13 protein-coding genes and 1 pseudogene are annotated in these 15,668 nt (G+C 70.1%); 11 read left to right on the forward strand and 3 right to left on the reverse strand.

The features are described 5' to 3' along the window. Positions 1–63: 63 nt before the first annotated feature. Positions 64–516, forward strand: coding sequence for a DUF3040 domain-containing protein (locus JWN68_RS05225; RefSeq protein WP_297735715.1), 453 nt, complete (start codon positions 64–66; stop codon positions 514–516). An 86-nt stretch (positions 517–602) separates the two neighbouring features. Here JWN68_RS05225 and JWN68_RS05230 read toward each other — a convergent pair whose 3' ends face one another. Genes JWN68_RS05230 through JWN68_RS05240 form a run of 3 tightly spaced genes read right to left on the reverse strand, consistent with a single transcriptional unit; the run spans position 603 to position 5,189 of the window. Then, on the reverse strand, positions 603–2,948 hold the full coding sequence (locus tag JWN68_RS05230) for a DUF3488 and transglutaminase-like domain-containing protein (protein WP_297735718.1): 2,346 nt from the start codon (positions 2,946–2,948) through the stop codon (positions 603–605). Continuing rightward, a complete protein-coding gene (locus JWN68_RS05235; protein ID WP_297735721.1) occupies positions 2,945–4,204 on the reverse strand; it encodes a DUF58 domain-containing protein in 1,260 nt (419 codons plus the stop codon). Before JWN68_RS05235 ends, JWN68_RS05230 begins: the two co-directional genes overlap by 4 nt. Beyond that, on the reverse strand, positions 4,197–5,189 hold the full coding sequence (locus JWN68_RS05240; RefSeq protein WP_297735750.1) for a MoxR family ATPase: 993 nt from the start codon (positions 5,187–5,189) through the stop codon (positions 4,197–4,199). The genes JWN68_RS05235 and JWN68_RS05240 overlap by 8 nt, the downstream gene beginning before the upstream one ends. A gap of 349 nt (positions 5,190–5,538) precedes the next feature. Here JWN68_RS05240 and mraZ point away from each other — a divergent pair, with 349 nt between their 5' ends. The 10 genes and pseudogenes from mraZ to JWN68_RS05290 form a co-directional block, all read left to right on the forward strand. Next, the gene (mraZ, locus tag JWN68_RS05245; protein WP_297735753.1) at positions 5,539–5,967 is read left to right on the forward strand and encodes a division/cell wall cluster transcriptional repressor MraZ; all 429 of its coding nucleotides are present in this window, start codon (positions 5,539–5,541) and stop codon (positions 5,965–5,967) included. Between the two features lie 210 nt (positions 5,968–6,177). Then, positions 6,178–6,339 carry a hypothetical protein gene (locus JWN68_RS05250; protein WP_297735724.1) on the forward strand — a complete coding sequence of 54 codons (162 nt, stop codon included), beginning with the start codon at positions 6,178–6,180 and terminating at the stop codon, positions 6,337–6,339. Between the two features lie 10 nt (positions 6,340–6,349). After that, positions 6,350–7,336, forward strand: a complete 987-nt coding sequence (gene rsmH, locus JWN68_RS05255) for a 16S rRNA (cytosine(1402)-N(4))-methyltransferase RsmH (protein ID WP_297735727.1) — start codon at positions 6,350–6,352, stop codon at positions 7,334–7,336. Then, positions 7,333–7,875, forward strand: coding sequence for a hypothetical protein (locus JWN68_RS05260; RefSeq protein ID WP_297735730.1), 543 nt, complete (start codon positions 7,333–7,335; stop codon positions 7,873–7,875). Before rsmH ends, JWN68_RS05260 begins: the two co-directional genes overlap by 4 nt. A 152-nt stretch (positions 7,876–8,027) precedes the next feature. After that, positions 8,028–9,806 carry a penicillin-binding protein 2 gene (locus tag JWN68_RS05265; protein WP_297735733.1) on the forward strand — a complete coding sequence of 593 codons (1,779 nt, stop codon included), beginning with the start codon at positions 8,028–8,030 and terminating at the stop codon, positions 9,804–9,806. Between the two features lie 23 nt (positions 9,807–9,829). Then, positions 9,830–11,362, forward strand: coding sequence for a UDP-N-acetylmuramoyl-L-alanyl-D-glutamate--2,6-diaminopimelate ligase (locus tag JWN68_RS05270; RefSeq protein ID WP_297735736.1), 1,533 nt, complete (start codon positions 9,830–9,832; stop codon positions 11,360–11,362). After that, positions 11,359–12,765, forward strand: coding sequence for a UDP-N-acetylmuramoyl-tripeptide--D-alanyl-D-alanine ligase (murF, locus tag JWN68_RS05275; protein WP_297735740.1), 1,407 nt, complete (start codon positions 11,359–11,361; stop codon positions 12,763–12,765). Before JWN68_RS05270 ends, murF begins: the two co-directional genes overlap by 4 nt. Next, positions 12,762–13,874 (forward strand): phospho-N-acetylmuramoyl-pentapeptide-transferase, encoded by a 1,113-nt coding sequence (mraY, locus tag JWN68_RS05280; RefSeq protein WP_297735743.1) that lies wholly within the window; start codon positions 12,762–12,764, stop codon positions 13,872–13,874. Before murF ends, mraY begins: the two co-directional genes overlap by 4 nt. 67 nt (positions 13,875–13,941) lie before the next feature. Then, the gene (gene murD / locus JWN68_RS05285) at positions 13,942–15,432 is read left to right on the forward strand and encodes a UDP-N-acetylmuramoyl-L-alanine--D-glutamate ligase (protein WP_297735746.1); all 1,491 of its coding nucleotides are present in this window, start codon (positions 13,942–13,944) and stop codon (positions 15,430–15,432) included. A 27-nt stretch (positions 15,433–15,459) separates the two neighbouring features. Then, positions 15,460–15,668, forward strand: a pseudogene (locus tag JWN68_RS05290) (cell division protein FtsW); the annotation flags it as partial.

Genomic DNA, 15,668 nt, shown 5'->3' on the forward strand with positions numbered 1-15,668 from the left:
GCGCCTAGACTTGCGAGGACACACTGGTCCGACTGGGTCCATGGGGTCAGACGAGGAGGAATCGTGCCGCTGTCCGAAGAAGAGCTTCGACTGCTCGAACAGATGGAGCGCGCGCTCGTCGAGGAGGATCCCAAGCTGGCCTCCACCCTCCGCGGCACGTCGATGCAGCGCGCAGCACGCCGCCGCGCCGTCGTCGCCGGCGTCGTCTTCGTGATCGGCCTGGCACTGCTGACCGGTGGAGTGATCGCCAGCCAGCCCATCATCGGGATCGTCGGCTTCGTGGTCATGCTGGCCGCGGCCACGATCGGTGTGACTGCCCTGCGCAACCCCGCAGTGCTCCACCAGCCGATGCGGGAGACCCGGCACGAGGGCTTCGGGGTGGTCGACGGCGGACGCCGGCAGCAGTCCAAGCGTCCTCGTGGCCTGGGTCGACGGACGTCGTCGCGTTCCTCCGGGTCCTTCATGGAGCGGATGGAACAGCGCTGGCGGCACCGCCGCGAGCAGGGCCCCTACTAAGACCCGCTCGCCCCAAGATCCGGGCACCATCGTCCGTCGAGTCTCGAAGCGCTCAGCCTCGAAGTGTCCTCAGGCCCGAAGCACCCTCAGGCCCGGACCGCGTCCTCGGCCTGGCGGGTGACGACCTCGGGTGCGGTGCTGGACGGTGCCGGTCGCAACGACCGCGGCAACCACTGCGACCGCCGTCGAACTCGCGGTCCGACTCCGTGGTCGAGCGCCGACTCGACGGCCCTGACGTCCTCGACCGCCTGGGCGCTGTCGAGGGCACTGACCGAGCGGGCGTAGCGCGCGCGCTCGATCTGTCCGACCAGCCGGTGCAGCGCCTCGACGGCTGCGGGGTCCTGGTCAGGTCCCTGACGAGGGCGTTCGACACCGCGATCGGCACCGTCGGCGCTGGGGCCGAAGTGGGTCGACAGCCACACGCCGGTCGCGCGTGGTGACAGTCCCGCCGGCCACGCGTGGCCTAGGTCGATCGCGTGGTCGCGCAGCTCGAGCCAGAGGTCCTCGATGCCGCCCAGCAGGCGACGGTCGCGGCGCCTGCGGCGTACGGCGCCGGGCACCAGCACGAGAGCGACCAGCAGGACGAGTCCGAGCACGGCCAGCACGATGGTCCCCCACGGAACGCTGGACGCCTCGTCCCCGGCTCCTTCCTCGGGAGCCGCGGTCTCTCCACGGGGAGCCAGCTCCGCGCTGGATCGGGTCGCGCTCGGGGACGGCGCCGCGCTCGCCCCGGGTCCGAGATCGACCCGGGTGTAGGCCGGGACCCCTTCGGCTCGCGCTCCCGGGGTCGGCTCGAACCGGACCCAGCCGGCGCCCGGGAAGTACAGCTCCGGCCACGCGTGCAGGTCGTGGGACGAGAACTCGTAGGTGCCGGGGCCGACGCGCCTGGACTCCAGGAAGCCCACGGCCACGCGGGCGGGGATGCCCAGGATCCTGGCCATGATCGCCATGGAGGCCGCGAACTGCTCGCAGTAGCCGACTCGGCCCGACTCGTCGAGGAAGGCGTCGAGGTTGCCGTCCTCCGCGTTCTCGATGGCCTTGGTGCTGTAGACGAAGTTGCCGTCCTCGCGGAACCACTGCTGCAGTGCCTGCGCCTTGCGGAAGCGTGTGGTCGCGTCCGCGGTGACTGTCGCAGCGAGCCTGCGGATCTCGCCGGAGACCTCGGTCGACACCTCGAGATAGGTGGACCGCACGTCGGCTGCGCCGGACACTGCGTTGTCCATGAGGGCCGGGTCGGGCTCCACGGCGACGCCGGTGAAGGAGTAGGTCATCTCCGAGGTCGTGGTCTCCGGGTCGGTCGTCATGAAGTCCATCGTGGAGACGTCGTAGCGCCAGTCGCCCTCGGCCTCCATGCTGGAGACCTGGGGCGTCGTCGGCAGCCAGGTCGACTCGAAGTCCTCGGTGACCCTGACGTCGAAGGGGACCTCGGTGCGAGGGGTCTGGACGGCGATGCCGGCGAGATCGGGCATCGGGCCGCGAGCGACCTGGGACTCGGGGATGTCACGGTCGCCGGGAGTCCAGGTGTCTCCGTTGAAGCTGGTCAGCACCGTGGTGCGGAAGTAGCTGGGAGCCTCGCCGGGGGTGCGGACCACGAGCAGGGGGACGTCCACGCCACGATCGAGGTCTCGTCGCAGGTCGACCATCGGGTTGACGACCTCGATCTCGCGCTGGCCGGGGCCGTTGCCGTCGAAGAGGGTGACCTCGAGGGTCGGGATGATGAGCGGCAGCGCCAGTGCCAATGTCGTAGCGGTCGTGCCGATGGCCAGGGCCGAGGTGCGTACGGCGCCAGTGCGGACCCCGAAGGCGCTCGGGTCGGCCTCGTCCTCCGAGCCCATCCCACGGCCCCAACCGGAGATCTGCTCGTCGTTGACGAGGTGGAGCATGCCGAGGAAGCCGACGGACATCGCGATGAAGGCCCACCACGACAGGCCGTTCCCCGTAATGGTGACCGGGACGCTGTAGACCGTCAGCAGGACGAGCCCGGCCAGGGGGATCCGGCGGAGACCGGCGGCGAGCAGGTCGAGGACCACGAACGTGAGTGCGCCCCCGGCGACGAGGAGCGCGGTGATCGGCGGCACGTTGGACGGGATGGGCGCCATGTAGGCGCGCGAGGACGCGAGCCCGTCCTCGAAGGCGCGGACGAACTCGCTCAAAGTCACCGGGGTCGGTGCGATCGAACCGGTGGCGGAGCCCAGCACACACAGTCCGGCCACCACGATCTGGGCGACCAGGACGACCATCAGCGGCAGCCGCAGCCAGCGGCCACCTCCGCCGATGGCAGCCACCAGGGCGCCGATGAAGAGCAACGGCATGGTGACCTCGACGGCGTTGCTCGTGAAGGTGCGCCACGAGAGCAGCGTGAACCACGTCGTGGCCGCGGCGGCACCGGCCAGTCCCATCGTGAACGCCAGGGACGCGCGCTGGCGGCTCATGCGCCCACCTGCTGGCGGGTGCTCAGCCGGCCGAGCTCTTGCCAGACGACTTCGAGATGGTCACCGGGTCGCAGGGTGACTGCCCGCCAGCCCGTCGCCGCGAGGGCGGTCGCGGCCAGCTTGTCGGCCGACTGGGCGAGGTGGGGGGCCCAGGCGTCGACATCGAGGGTGATGGCGGCACTCGTCGCCGCGTGGTGCTGGAGCCGTTTGAGGAACGGTCCGTCGTTGTCGGTCACCGCACCCAGGACGGCGAGCAGCAGGCCGCCGTGACCGGGCTCGTCGGAGATCCAGCTGGTGTCGAGTCGGGCGGAGTGCTCGACCTGGACGACGGCCAGCGCCTCCAGGAGGGGAGCCGTGTTCACGCCAGCGGACCGGGAGTGCCAGGCAGCGCCTTGGTCCTCGCCGGACGCGGTGACGAGGCGGACGGCGTAGCCGCGCTGGCTCAGGTGCACGGCGACGGACGCCGCAGCGGAGACGGCGGCCTCGAGGGATGAGGCGACGCCTTGGCCGCGGTGGGAGACGAGCCGGTTGTCGAGGAACACGGTGGCGCGTGACTGCCACGGTTGCTCCTCGCGCCTGACCATGAGCTCGCCGACACGAGCCGAGCTGCGCCAGTGCACCCGGCGCAGGTCGTCGCCCCGGCGGTATTCGCGAACCGTGACGTCCTCGGCGCTGCCGGTGGCGAACGCGCGCGGTCGGTTGTCACCGGAGCCCGTCCACGCCCCGCCCAGCGGGATGCCGGGCAGCGTGACCGTGCGGGGGGTGACCGTGAGGGACGCGGTGGTGTGGAACGCCCGACCGAGCTCCACGAAGCCGAACGGGTCGGTCACCCGCACCGACATCGGACCGACGTCGAAGTGACCCCGGACCTCGGACCTGACCTGGTAGGTCACATGGCGGCGCCAGCCGTGGCCGATCCCCTCGAGCACGAACCGTGGACGGGTGCCGAGCACGTAGGGCAGGTGGTCCTCGAGGAGCAGCACCCCAGTGGGGGTGCGCGACTCGTTGGTCAGGGTCAGCTGCACCTCGGCCGGCTGACCGGCGGCGACCAGCTGGGGGGACACCGTGCGGGTCAGTGCGAGCCGGTAGCGCGACCTGCCGATCCACACGGCGGCGAGCAGCGGCAGCGCGGTGACCAGCACCCCGATGCGGACGAGCGGGGTCTGCCCCACGATCATCGCGCAGACGACCGTGGTCACCCCGGCAGCCAGGAACAGCCGTCCGCGGACGGTCAGGCCGGCGAGGGCCTCACGCACGGTCACCTTCGGGGACCGGCACCCCGGACACGATGCCGTCGAGGATCGCGCCGCCCGTACGACCGCTCATCGCCGACTCCACGCTCGGCAGCAGGCGGTGAGCCAGGACCGGCCGAGCGAGTCCGTGGACGTCATCGGGCAGGACGTAGTCACGGCCCGACATGGCAGCGACGGCCTTCGCCGCGCGGACGAGGTGCAGGGTCGCGCGCGGTGACGCGCCGAGGTGGAGCTCGGGGGAGTTGCGCGTCGCCGTCGCAAGCGCGACCGCGTAGCGCTGCACCGCAGGTGAGACGTGCACCTGACCGACGATCTCGGTGAGCTTGCGGATCTCGCCCGCGTCGGTCACCGGCTCGAGGTCGTCGAGTGGGTTGGCGCTCGTGTGTGCGTCGAGCATCGCGATCTCGGCGGCCTCCACGGGATAGCCCACGGAGACCCGTGCCATGAAGCGGTCGCGCTGCGCCTCGGGGAGGGCATAGGTGCCCTCCATCTCGATGGGGTTCTGGGTCGCGATGACCATGAACGGCTTCTCGAGCATGAAGGTCGTGTTGTCGACGGTGACCTGGCGCTCCTCCATGCACTCGAGCAGTGCCGACTGCGTCTTCGGGGAGGCGCGGTTGATCTCGTCGCCCACCACGATGTTCGCGAAGACCCCGCCGGGTCGGAACTCGAACTCCCGGGTGTCCTGGTTGAAGACCGATACCCCCGTGACGTCGGAGGGGAGCAGGTCGGGCGTGAACTGGATCCGCCGGACCGTGGAGTCGATGCTGCGGGCCAGCGCCTTCGCCAGCTGTGTCTTGCCCACCCCGGGCACGTCCTCGATCAGGAGATGTCCTTCGGCGAGCAGGACCACGATCGCCGCGGAGACGACGTCGGGCTTGCCCTCGATGACGCGCTCGATGTTGTTGCGAACCCGATCCACGACCCTCGCCAAGGTTTCCAGATCAGCATCGCCTGAGACCGACGTACTCAACGTGCACTCCCTCATTCGCGACCGGAACGCACTCCGGCTCATGCCCGATGTCCCAACCGTAAGTCCTGCGGGCAAGTTACCGGCACGGGAGTGGAGATTCCCTCCCCGGAACCACATTTCCCCACCAGTCGCTCCACTTCCCTCCACCGAGGTCGTGCGAGCTGCCCTTCGGGCGTTGCCAGCCCGGTGCTGTGACGTCCTTCCGGGCGCTTCCGACATCTCCGAGGGACCCGCCCAGTGCCGTCACACCCCCGATCGGGTGCGAAAACATGCCGAATGTGGTTGACGGTGGAGCGTTGTGGAGTAGAGTGGAGCGAAGTGGGGGACAGGGTCGTTCTTGCACATCGAGCAGGGGAGGGGCCGGATGTTCTTCGGCACCTACACGCCCAGGCTCGATGAGAAGGGCCGGCTCTTCCTTCCGGCGAAGTTCAGGGACCAGCTGACGGAGGGACTCGTGGTGACCAGAGGGCAGGAGCGCTGCCTGACGGTCTGGTCACTCGATGACTTCAGCAGGCTGACCGACCGGCTCCGCGAGGCGCCGGTGACCAACAAGGGCACGCGGGACTACGTCCGCATGCTGTTTGCCGCTGCCTCCCAGGAGGTGCCGGACAAGCAGGGACGCATCTCGATCCCAGCACCACTGCGTGAGTACGCCTCGCTCGCCAAGGACGTCGTCGTCATTGGCTCGATGAACCGCATCGAGATCTGGGACCCGACGTCGTGGACGGCCTACTCGCAGGAGCAGGAGCAGAAGTTCTCCGAGCTCAGCGACGAGGTCTTCCCCGGCATCTAGCCAGCACCACAACTGAACAGCTGACGAGGTCCGCAGCATCCGGTCTCGTGTCCGCTCCCTTTCGTCTTCTGACTCACCTTCCCCGGTGTCAGACGGCACTTCCCTGGGGGAGCGGACCGGGACCAGGTCCGGCGGCCGGACGTCAGCAGCAGAGAAGTCACCCGCACAGCAGTCACCGGCAGTCGTCAACCAACACGTGGGGTCGAGATCATGAGCAGCACCGCAGTCACTCGCAGCCCGGGGGGCATGGCCCCTCGGCCGCCGCGGGTGCGCGAGCAGGCTCGCGAGGCGATGACCCTGATGGCCTTCTCCGCCGCCACCTCGGCCGGACTCACGGCCGCGTTCTTCCTCCTCATGCACGTGGGTCGGTAGGCCAGGGCCGATGAGGACTCCCAGCCACGCTCCGGTCCTCCTCGACCGGGTCGTCGCTCTGCTAGCGCCTTCCCTGGCGCTCGACGGAGCTGTCTTGGTCGACTGCACCCTGGGCCTCGGCGGTCACAGCGAGGCAGTCCTCCAGCGCTGCGACACGGCCCGGGTCATCGGGATCGACCGCGACCCGGACGCCCTCGAGCTCGCAGGCGAGCGGCTCCGGCCCTTCGGCGACCGGTTCGTCGGCGTACACGCGGTCTATGACGAGATCTCGGACGTCGTCCGGGGTCAAGGGCTGAACCACGTCGACGCCGTCTTCTTCGACCTGGGCGTCTCCTCGATGCAGCTCGATGTCCGCGAGCGCGGATTCGCGTACGCCGCAGACGCACCGCTCGACATGAGGATGGACAACACCACGGGGCTTACTGCCGCCGACGTTCTCAACAGCTACTCCGTGCCTGAGCTCACCCGAGTGCTCCGCGACTACGGCGAGGAGAAGTTCGCCAAGAAGATCGCGCGGGCGGTCGAGCGGGAGAGAGAGGTCGCCCCCTTCACCACGAGCGCCCGGCTCGTGGAGTTGCTCTACGCAGAGATCCCGGCCCCGGCTCGACGGACCGGAGGCCATCCGGCCAAGCGGACGTTCCAGGCGTTGCGCATGGAGGTCAACAACGAGCTCGCGGTCCTGGAGCGCGCCGTCCCGGCCTCGCTCGAGGTGATCGGCGTGGGCGGCCGGGTGGTGGTGGAGTCCTACCACTCCCTCGAGGACCGACTGGTCAAGAGGGCCTTCACCGCCGCGTCGCGCCTCGACGTGCCCGAGGACCTGCCGTTCGTGCCCGAGGGCAGCGAGCCCGACATGCAGCTCGTCACCCGCGGCGCCGAGGTGGCCGACGAGCACGAGATCGAGCAGAACCCGCGTGCCGCCTCCGTGCGGTTGCGCGCCATCGAACGGGTCCGACCCTCACGTCCCCCAGCCCGGCCCCGCCGAGGAGTGCAACGATGAGCAGTTCTGCAGTCCAGATCCGTAGCCGTGGGTCGCGTATCGCCTCTGCCGCGGTCGAGAAGGCCCGCCTCTCCGTCGTCCCCCGCACCCGTACGCGAGCTCCCAAGGTCCCGTTCGTGACGCTGGTGAGCCTGATCCTCGTCGGGGGCGTCGTCGGGCTGGTGCTGTTCAACACCTCGATGCAGCAGGCGTCGTTCGCCGCGACGTCCCTCGAGGAGCAGGCCACCAACCTCGCCGCCCGGGAGCAGACCTTGCAGATGGAGCTGGCGGACCTCCGCAACCCCCAGCGGGTCGCCGCCGAGGCGCAGGCGATGGGCATGGTCGTCCCGCCGGCGCCGACCTTCCTCGGTCTGGACGGCAGCGTGCTGGGGGAGAAGGTGCCGGCCCTGCCGACGGACGCGCTCAACCTCGCCCCCCCGGCGCCGATCAAGCCGAAGGTCCTCGCGCCTGCGCCCACCATCGTGAAGGTGATGGCGGAGCCTGCCCCGACCAGCAAGAACAAGAAGCCCCAGAACACCCCGGGACGCAAACGGCACTGACGGCGCGGCAGCCGCCTGAGCGGCCGACCACGTGCCTAGATTTGCCAACGTCGGCCCAGCCCTGACCAGCACCCCACCAGCCCTCCACCAGCCCTCCACCAGCCCTCCATCAGCACCGCGCGACCTGACCAGACCCACCGGACGGAGCAACGTTGTCTTCCACGGCGACACGCAAGGCGGCCGGCCGCCCGCACGACGCCCGCCGCGGTGCGCCTGCGTTCCGGCTCCGCTTCGGCCTGATCGTGATCGCGATGGTGCTCTCCTTCTTCGGTGCCCGGCTGGTGCAGCTCCAGGGCATCGACCCGAACTCCTATGCCGAGATGGCGGCCGCGGAGAGCGTGGAGGAGCGGATCCTGCCCGCCGAGCGCGGCGACATCCTGGACCGCAACGGGCTGCGGCTGGCGGACTCGGTCCACGGCAAGATGGTCGTCGCGGACCCGGTGATGACGACCGACGACGCCCCCGCGCTGGCGACACTGCTTTCCCAGCGGCTCGACGTCGACTACTTCAAGACGTTGGCCCGGCTGCGCGAGGACGGCAGTCAGTTCGAGTACATCGCGCGGCGGGTGCCCAGCACGATTGCCACCGACCTGGTCGACGAGCTGAGCGAGGCCGGCTACGAGGGCATCACCCTGCGCGACGACCCGATCCGCAACTACCCGGCCGACGACGTGGCCGCCAACCTCCTCGGTTTCATCGGCACCGACGAGCCGCTCTTCGGTTTCGAGCGCACCTTCGACCGCCAGCTGTCAGGGACAGACGGCACAGCGCGGTTCCAGGTGGGAGGTGGCAACCGGATCCCTCTCGGGGAGAACACCGTGGTCCCGGCGAAGAACGGCACCCCGCTGGCCACCACGGTCGACATGGACCTGCAGTGGTTCACCCAGCGCGTGCTGGCCCAGACCTTGCAGCAGTACAAGGCCCTGAGCGGCGTCGCCATCGTCATGGACTCGCGCACCGGCGAGGTCATGGCACTGGCGGACGCCCCGACCTTCGACGCCAACAAGGCGCTCGAGGCCGACAAGGACGACCTGGGCTCACGAGCGATCAGCGACGCCTACGAGCCGGGATCGGTCGAGAAGGTCCTCACCGCGTCCGCCCTGATCGACGCCGGGAAGGTGACACCACGCACCCGGCTGCGCATCCCGCCCTCCCTGCCCCGACAGGACCGCGTCTTCGGCGACTGGTTCGACCACGCCATCATCAGGCTGACGATGGCCGGGGTCATCGCCAAGTCCTCCAACATCGGCTCCGTGCTCGCCGCCGACGCCTTCACACCACTCGAGCTGGTCGGCTACCTCCAGAAGTTCGGCCTCGGTCAACGCACCGACGTCGGGATGCGGGGCGAGTCTGCGGGCATCCTGACTCCTGGTGACGTGATGACCTCCCAGACCAAGGACCGCGTCGCGTTCGGCCAGTCGGTCTCGGTCAACGCGGTCCAGATGGCCGCTGCCGTCAACACGATCGCCAACGGCGGTGTACGCATCTCGCCCAGCATCATCAAGGGCTCGGCCACCACCGACGACGGCACGGTCGTCGGCACGGACGTCGCGACCGAGACGAGGGTGGTCAGCGAGCAGGCGGCCCGGCAGACGGCCCGGATGATGGAGCGCGTCGTGGACCCGGAGGCGGGTGTCGCCCCGGGGGCACAGGTCCCCGGCTACCTCGTCGCCGGCAAGACCGGCACGGCCCAGCGGGTGGCGCCGACGTGCGGTTGCTACGACGGCTCCACGACCGTGTCCTTCGGGGGGTTCGCGCCCGCCGACGACCCGCGTTTCACTGTCTACGTCGTGGTGCACGCACCGCAGGTCGATGGCGGCGGCGGATCGATCGCCGGTCCCGCGTTCTCGCGGATCATGGGCTACGCCCTGAGCCGCTACCGGGTGCCGCCGACCGATGGCAAGCCGTCGCGGCTTCCTGTCGAGTGGTGAGAAGGCAGCGATACCCTCCGCATGTGGCAGGTGATCCGAACATGCTCCCCGGGCGACCCTCCGCCCCGCCCCGGACGCAGCTGAGCGACCTCGTGGACTGGCTCGCACAGTCGACGCCGTTGCACACGGACGGCGACCTCGACGTCGCGGTCACCGGCATGTCACTGAGCACGCAGCGGATCCAGTCCGGCGACCTGTACGCCGCCCTGCCGGGCACCCGCGCGCACGGTGCGACCTTCGCGGCCGACGCCGTGTCCGCCGGCGCTGTGGCCGTGCTGACCGACGGGGACGGTGCACGGCTCCTCCCCCCGGGAGCCGCGGCTCTCGTGGTCGACCAGCCCCGTCGCGTTCTGGGTCGACTGGCCGCACGGATCTATGGCGACCCCGCGTCGGAGATGCGGATGATCGGCGTCACGGGGACCCAGGGCAAGACGACGACCACGCGCCTGCTCGACGACGGGTTGGCCGCCGCGGGGATCACCGGTGCCGTGATCGGCACCGTGGGCACGCGCGTGGCAGGAGCCGACATCAAGACCTCGCTCACGACCCCGGAGGCACCCGACCTACACGGCCTCTTCGCGCTGATGCGGGAGCGTGGAGTGGAGGCGTGCGCAATGGAGGTGTCCTCGCACGCGCTCGTCCTCGGTCGCGTGGACGGAGTGGTCTTCGACGTGGCCACCTTCCTCAACCTGGGACGCGACCACCTCGACTTCCACCCCGACGTCGACGCCTACTTCGCTGCCAAGGCCTCGCTGTTCACCCCGGAGCGCGCGCGGGTGGGGTTGACCAACATCGATGACGAGTTCGGCCGGCGGCTGCTCGGTCGGGCGCCCATACCGATGCAGACCTTCTCCCTGCACTCCGCCGCGGACTGGCGAGCCACCGACGTCAAGCCCGACGGCGCCGGGACCACGTTCACCGTCCGAGGCCCCGAGGGCCTCCACGTCCCGGTCCGGGTGCCCGTGCCCGGTGGGTTCAACGTCTCCAACGCGCTGGCCGCCCTCGCGTCAGCCGCCCTCGCGGGCCTCGACGTCGCGCGGGTCGCCGACGGGATCGGCCAGGGTGCGGGTGTGCCGGGGCGGCTCGAACAGGTCGTCGCCGGTCAGGACTTCGTCCTCGTGGTCGACTACGCGCACAAGCCCGACGCCGTCGAGGCGGCCCTCACGGCGCTGCGGCCGCTCGCCGAGGGCCGGCTCATCGTGGTCCTCGGTGCCGGGGGCGACCGCGACCCGGGCAAGCGACCGATGATGGGCGAGATCGCGGCTCGCCTGGCCGACGTGCTGGTCGTCACCGACGACAACCCGCGCACGGAGGACCCCGCCGCGATCCGGGCCGCTGTCCTGGCCGGCACGACTGACGGCCCGGCCGAGGTCGTGGAGATCGGCGACCGCCGCGAGGCCATCGCCGAGGCCGTACGCCGCGCAGCACCCGGCGACGTCGTCCTGGTCGCCGGCAAGGGACACGAGACCGGCCAGGAGATCAACGGCGAGACACATCCCTTCGACGACCGGGTCGTCGCGGCGGATGCGGTCGCCCGGGTGGTGGTCGAGCGATGATCGAGATGACGCTCGCCGAGATCGCCCAGGTCGTCGGCGGGACTGCTCACGGTGACGCAACGGTCACCGGTGCTGCCTTCGTCGACACGCGCACGCCCGAGGTAGACGGGCTGTTCGTGGCCCTGGTGGGCGAGCGGGTGGACGGACACGACTTCGTCGACCGGGCCGCTGACGCCGGCGCGGTGGCCGTGCTGGGAAGTCGGGTCACCGGGGTGCCGACCGTCGTGGTGGAGGACGTCGTGCAGGCGCTCGGGACCCTGGCGCGACATGTCCTGCAGGAGCTGGACGGCGTGACGACGTACGCCTTGACCGGCTCGCAGGGCAAGACCGGGACCAAGGACTACCTCGCGGCGATCCTCGAGGGCGACGGCCCCACGGTGGCCACGCGCGGCAACTTCAACAACGAGATCGGCGTGCCGCTGACCGTGCTGCGCGCGACCCCTCAGACCAAGCACCTCGTGGTGGAGATGGGTGCTCGTCACGTGGGCAACATCGCCTACCTCTGCGGGATCGCGCCGCCGGACATCGCGGCGGTCCTCAATGTCGGCACAGCGCACATCGGTGAGTTCGGCAGCCGGGAGGCGATCGCCCAGGGGAAGGGCGAGATCGTCGACTCGCTGACCGCTGAGGGCACCGCGGTGCTCAACGCCGCCGACCCGCTCGTGGCTCCGATGGCTGCACGTGCAGCCGGCCGCGTGATCACCTTCGGCGACGGCGGCACCGTGCGCGCGACCGAGGTCTCCACCGACGACCTGGGCCGTCCCTCCTTCGACCTCCAGTGGCGGGGGAGCGGGGCGACGGTCCACCTCCCCGAGCTTGGCTTGCACCAGGTCGAGAACGCCCTCGCCGCGGCTGGGATGGCACTGGCGGCGGGCCTGGACCTGGACGCGGTCGCTGACGGACTGACGGACGCCCAGCCGCCGTCGCGCTGGCGCATGGAGCTGCACGAGCGCGCCGACGGGACCGTCATCGTCAACGACGCCTACAACGCCAACCCCGAGTCGATGGGCGCGGCGCTGGACGTCCTGCAGGGCATCGCCGCCAGGACCGGTCGACGGACCATTGCCGTGCTCGGCGAGATGCTGGAGCTCGGAGAGGGCACGGTCGCTGCGCACCGGCAGGTCGGGCTCAAGGCCGCCGGTGCCCAGGTCGACGTGCTCGTCACCGTCGGGACGATGGCCGCCCACATGGCCGCCGCCGCTTCCGAGCACGGCGCATGGCACGGTGAGGCGATTGTCACGGTGGGGCGTGACGAGGCACTGGTGTGGCTACGAGAGAATGTCTCGGCTGCAGATGTCGTCCTGGTGAAGGCATCGCGAGGGGCGGCACTGGAAGTACTCGCGCTGGCCCTCACCGACACCAGCTCGTCCGAGACACCCGGAGAAGGGAGCAGCACCCCGTGAGAGCGATCCTGTTCGGCGGGGGGTTGTCCTTGCTGATCTCGCTGATCGGCACCCGTTACGCCATCAACGTGCTCGCGCGCCGGGGCTATGGCCAGGAGATCCGTGATGACGGCCCTACGACCCACCACACGAAGCGCGGCACCCCCACCATGGGCGGGCTCGTCATCATCCTGGCCTCGGTGCTGGGCTACTTCGCCGCCAAACTGATCACCGGGCAGCTGCCCTCGGCCTCAGCCATGCTGCTGATCTTCCTGTTCGTCGGGTTGGGCACCGTGGGCTTCCTCGACGACTTCATCAAGATCAGTCGGCAACGCAGCCTCGGTCTGCGCAGCCGGGCCAAGATCATCGGCCAGACACTCATTGCGGTCGTCTTCGCGATCCTCGCGCTCTCACCCGCACTCGCCGACGACCGGGGCAAGACGCCGGCCTCGCACAACCTGTCCTTCATCCGCGACTTCGACTCGTGGGCGCTGCCCACCGTGCTGGTCGTGCTGCTGATCTGGCTGATCGTCACGGGGACCAGCAACGCGGTCAACCTCGCCGACGGACTCGACGGCCTCGCCACCGGCGCGTGCGTGATGGTGTTCGGGGCATACACGCTCGTCAACATCTGGCAGAACAGCCAGTCCTGCAGCCTGCAACCGGGGGGCTCCTGCTACGAGGTGCGCGACCCCCTCGACCTCGCGGTCGTAGCAGCGGCGATCACCGGCGCGTGCTTCGGCTTCCTGTGGTGGAACGCCTCGCCCGCGCAGATCTTCATGGGCGACACCGGCTCGCTGGCCCTGGGCGGGGCGATGGCCGGCTTCGCGATCATGACCCGCACCGAGCTGCTGCTGCTCGTCATCGGCGGGCTGTTCGTCGTCATCACGTTGTCGGTGATGATCCAGGTGTCGGTCTTCAAGCTCAGCCGGGCCAGCGGCATGTTCCGTTCGGTGTTCCGGGTCAAGGCCGGCCACCGGGTCTTCCGCATCGCCCCCCTCCAGCACCACTTCGAGAACCTCGGCTGGGAGGAGGTCACCATCGTCATCCGCTTCTGGATCATCACCGGGCTGTGCGTGGCGACCGGCCTGGGCATCTTCTACGCCGAATGGGTGGCCGGCATCGGATGATCACCCTACGACGTTCTGCGTCTCCTCCGCTGCGCTCCTCCGACGAACAACGCCGCGGGGACCCCGGATGACGAGCCCCAACCTCGACGCCCTGGGCAGGCGCGACTCCTGGGACGGGGTCCGCGCTGTCGTGGCCGGCTTCGGCGTCTCCGGCTTCGCGGCGGCCGACAACCTCCTGTTCCTCGGCGCAGACGTCACCGCCCTCGACGAGACGAGCTCGGACGAGAAGGCGGAGAAGGCCACCCTCCTCGAGACCCTCGGCGCCACGATCCGGCTGGAGAGCGGCGCCACCGACACGTTGCCCGACGACGTGGACCTCGTTGTCACCTCACCAGGGTGGAAGCCCTCGGCGCCGTTGCTGGCCCAGGCGGCCGCCCGCGGTGTCCCCGTCTGGGGCGAGGTCGAGCTGGCCTGGCGGCTCCGCGACCCCGACCATGCCGCGCCCTGGCTCGCAGTCACCGGCACCAACGGCAAGACCACCACGGTGCAGATGCTCGACTCGATCCTGAAGGCGGCCGGGCTCCGGAGCGCGGCGGTCGGCAACGTGGGCCGACCGATCGTAGAGGCGGTGATGGACCCCACGCCGTACGACGTCTTCGCGGTCGAGCTCTCGAGCTTCCAGCTCCACTACACCCACTCGATGAGCGCCGAGGCGGCCGCGGTGCTCAACGTCGCGGAGGACCACCTCGACTGGTACGACGGCCCCGAGCAGTTCCCCGAGCGGATGGCGCGCTACGCGGCGGACAAGGGACGGATCTACGAGCGCGTCCAGCGGTCGTGTGTCTACAACGTGGCCGACCCGGAGACCCAGCGGATGGTGGAGCAGGCTGACGTCATCGAGGGCGCGCGGGCGATCGGCTTCACCCTCGGGATGCCCGGCATCGGCATGATCGGCCTCGTCGAGGACATCCTCGCCGACCGGGCGTTCATCGAGGAGCGGTCCGGCAGCGCGGCCGAGCTGTGCACGCTGGCCGACCTCCATCACGGAGACTCGCCGCCGCCGCACCTGGTGGCCAACGCGCTGGCCGCCGCCGCCCTGGCCCGGTCGCACGGCGTCTCGCAGGAGGCCGTTCGAGAGGGACTGCGGGCCTTCACCCCCGACGGACACCGGATCGCCCAGGTGGCCCGGGCGGACGAGATCACCTGGGTCGACGACAGCAAGGCCACCAACCCGCACGCGGCGATGAGCTCGTTGCAGGCCTTCGAGTCGGTGGTCTGGGTGGCGGGCGGGCTCGCCAAGGGGGCGCGCTTCGACGACCTCGTGCAGGCCATCAGCGGGCGGCTCCGCGGCGTCGTCCTGCTCGGGCGTGACCGACAGGTCATCGCCGAGGCCCTTTCGCGACACGCGCCGGATGTGCCCGTCATCGACATCGGTGACAGCGAGACTGGACCGGCGATGGCACGTGTTGTCGACGCGGCCGCACGTCTCGCCCGGACGGGAGACACCGTGCTGCTGGCGCCGGGATGCGCGTCCATGGACATGTTCGCCAACTACGGCGCCCGAGGTGACGAGTTCGCCGCCGCGGTGCACCAGCGGCTGGCCGGACCCAGCACGTGACCGACGACTGACCAGGGAGGGACTTCGATGGCGACCACCACGCCCGAGGCCCCGACCCAGCCCGCGGAGTCCGCCCGCCGTCCGTTCGGCTCGTCGATCCGGGGCGGCTGGACCGCGCTGCGCGATGCCCTCGACCGGCCGCTGTCCTCCTACTACTTGCTGGTCGGAGCGTCCGCGCTGCTGCTTACGATCGGCCTGATCATGGTGCTGAGCGCCTCGAGCGTCTACTCGTTCCA

It is taken from the genome of Nocardioides sp. (assembly GCF_025964975.1).
In the GTDB taxonomy this organism is placed as follows: Bacteria; Actinomycetota; Actinomycetes; order Propionibacteriales; family Nocardioidaceae; genus Nocardioides.

Excerpts from the sequence above, each read along its gene's own strand:
- rsmH (WP_297735727.1), top strand. The coding sequence starts at position 6,350 with ATGAGGACTCCCAGCCACGCTCCGGTCCTCCTCGACCGGGTCGTCGCT.
- JWN68_RS05230 (WP_297735718.1), bottom strand. The coding sequence starts at position 2,948 with ATGAGCCGCCAGCGCGCGTCCCTGGCGTTCACGATGGGACTGGCCGGT.
- murF (WP_297735740.1), top strand. The coding sequence starts at position 11,359 with ATGATCGAGATGACGCTCGCCGAGATCGCCCAGGTCGTCGGCGGGACT.
- JWN68_RS05250 (WP_297735724.1), top strand. The coding sequence starts at position 6,178 with ATGAGCAGCACCGCAGTCACTCGCAGCCCGGGGGGCATGGCCCCTCGG.
- mraZ (WP_297735753.1), top strand. The coding sequence starts at position 5,539 with ATGTTCTTCGGCACCTACACGCCCAGGCTCGATGAGAAGGGCCGGCTC.
- murD (WP_297735746.1), top strand. The coding sequence starts at position 13,942 with ATGACGAGCCCCAACCTCGACGCCCTGGGCAGGCGCGACTCCTGGGAC.
- JWN68_RS05260 (WP_297735730.1), top strand. The coding sequence starts at position 7,333 with ATGAGCAGTTCTGCAGTCCAGATCCGTAGCCGTGGGTCGCGTATCGCC.
- JWN68_RS05240 (WP_297735750.1), bottom strand. The coding sequence starts at position 5,189 with ATGAGGGAGTGCACGTTGAGTACGTCGGTCTCAGGCGATGCTGATCTG.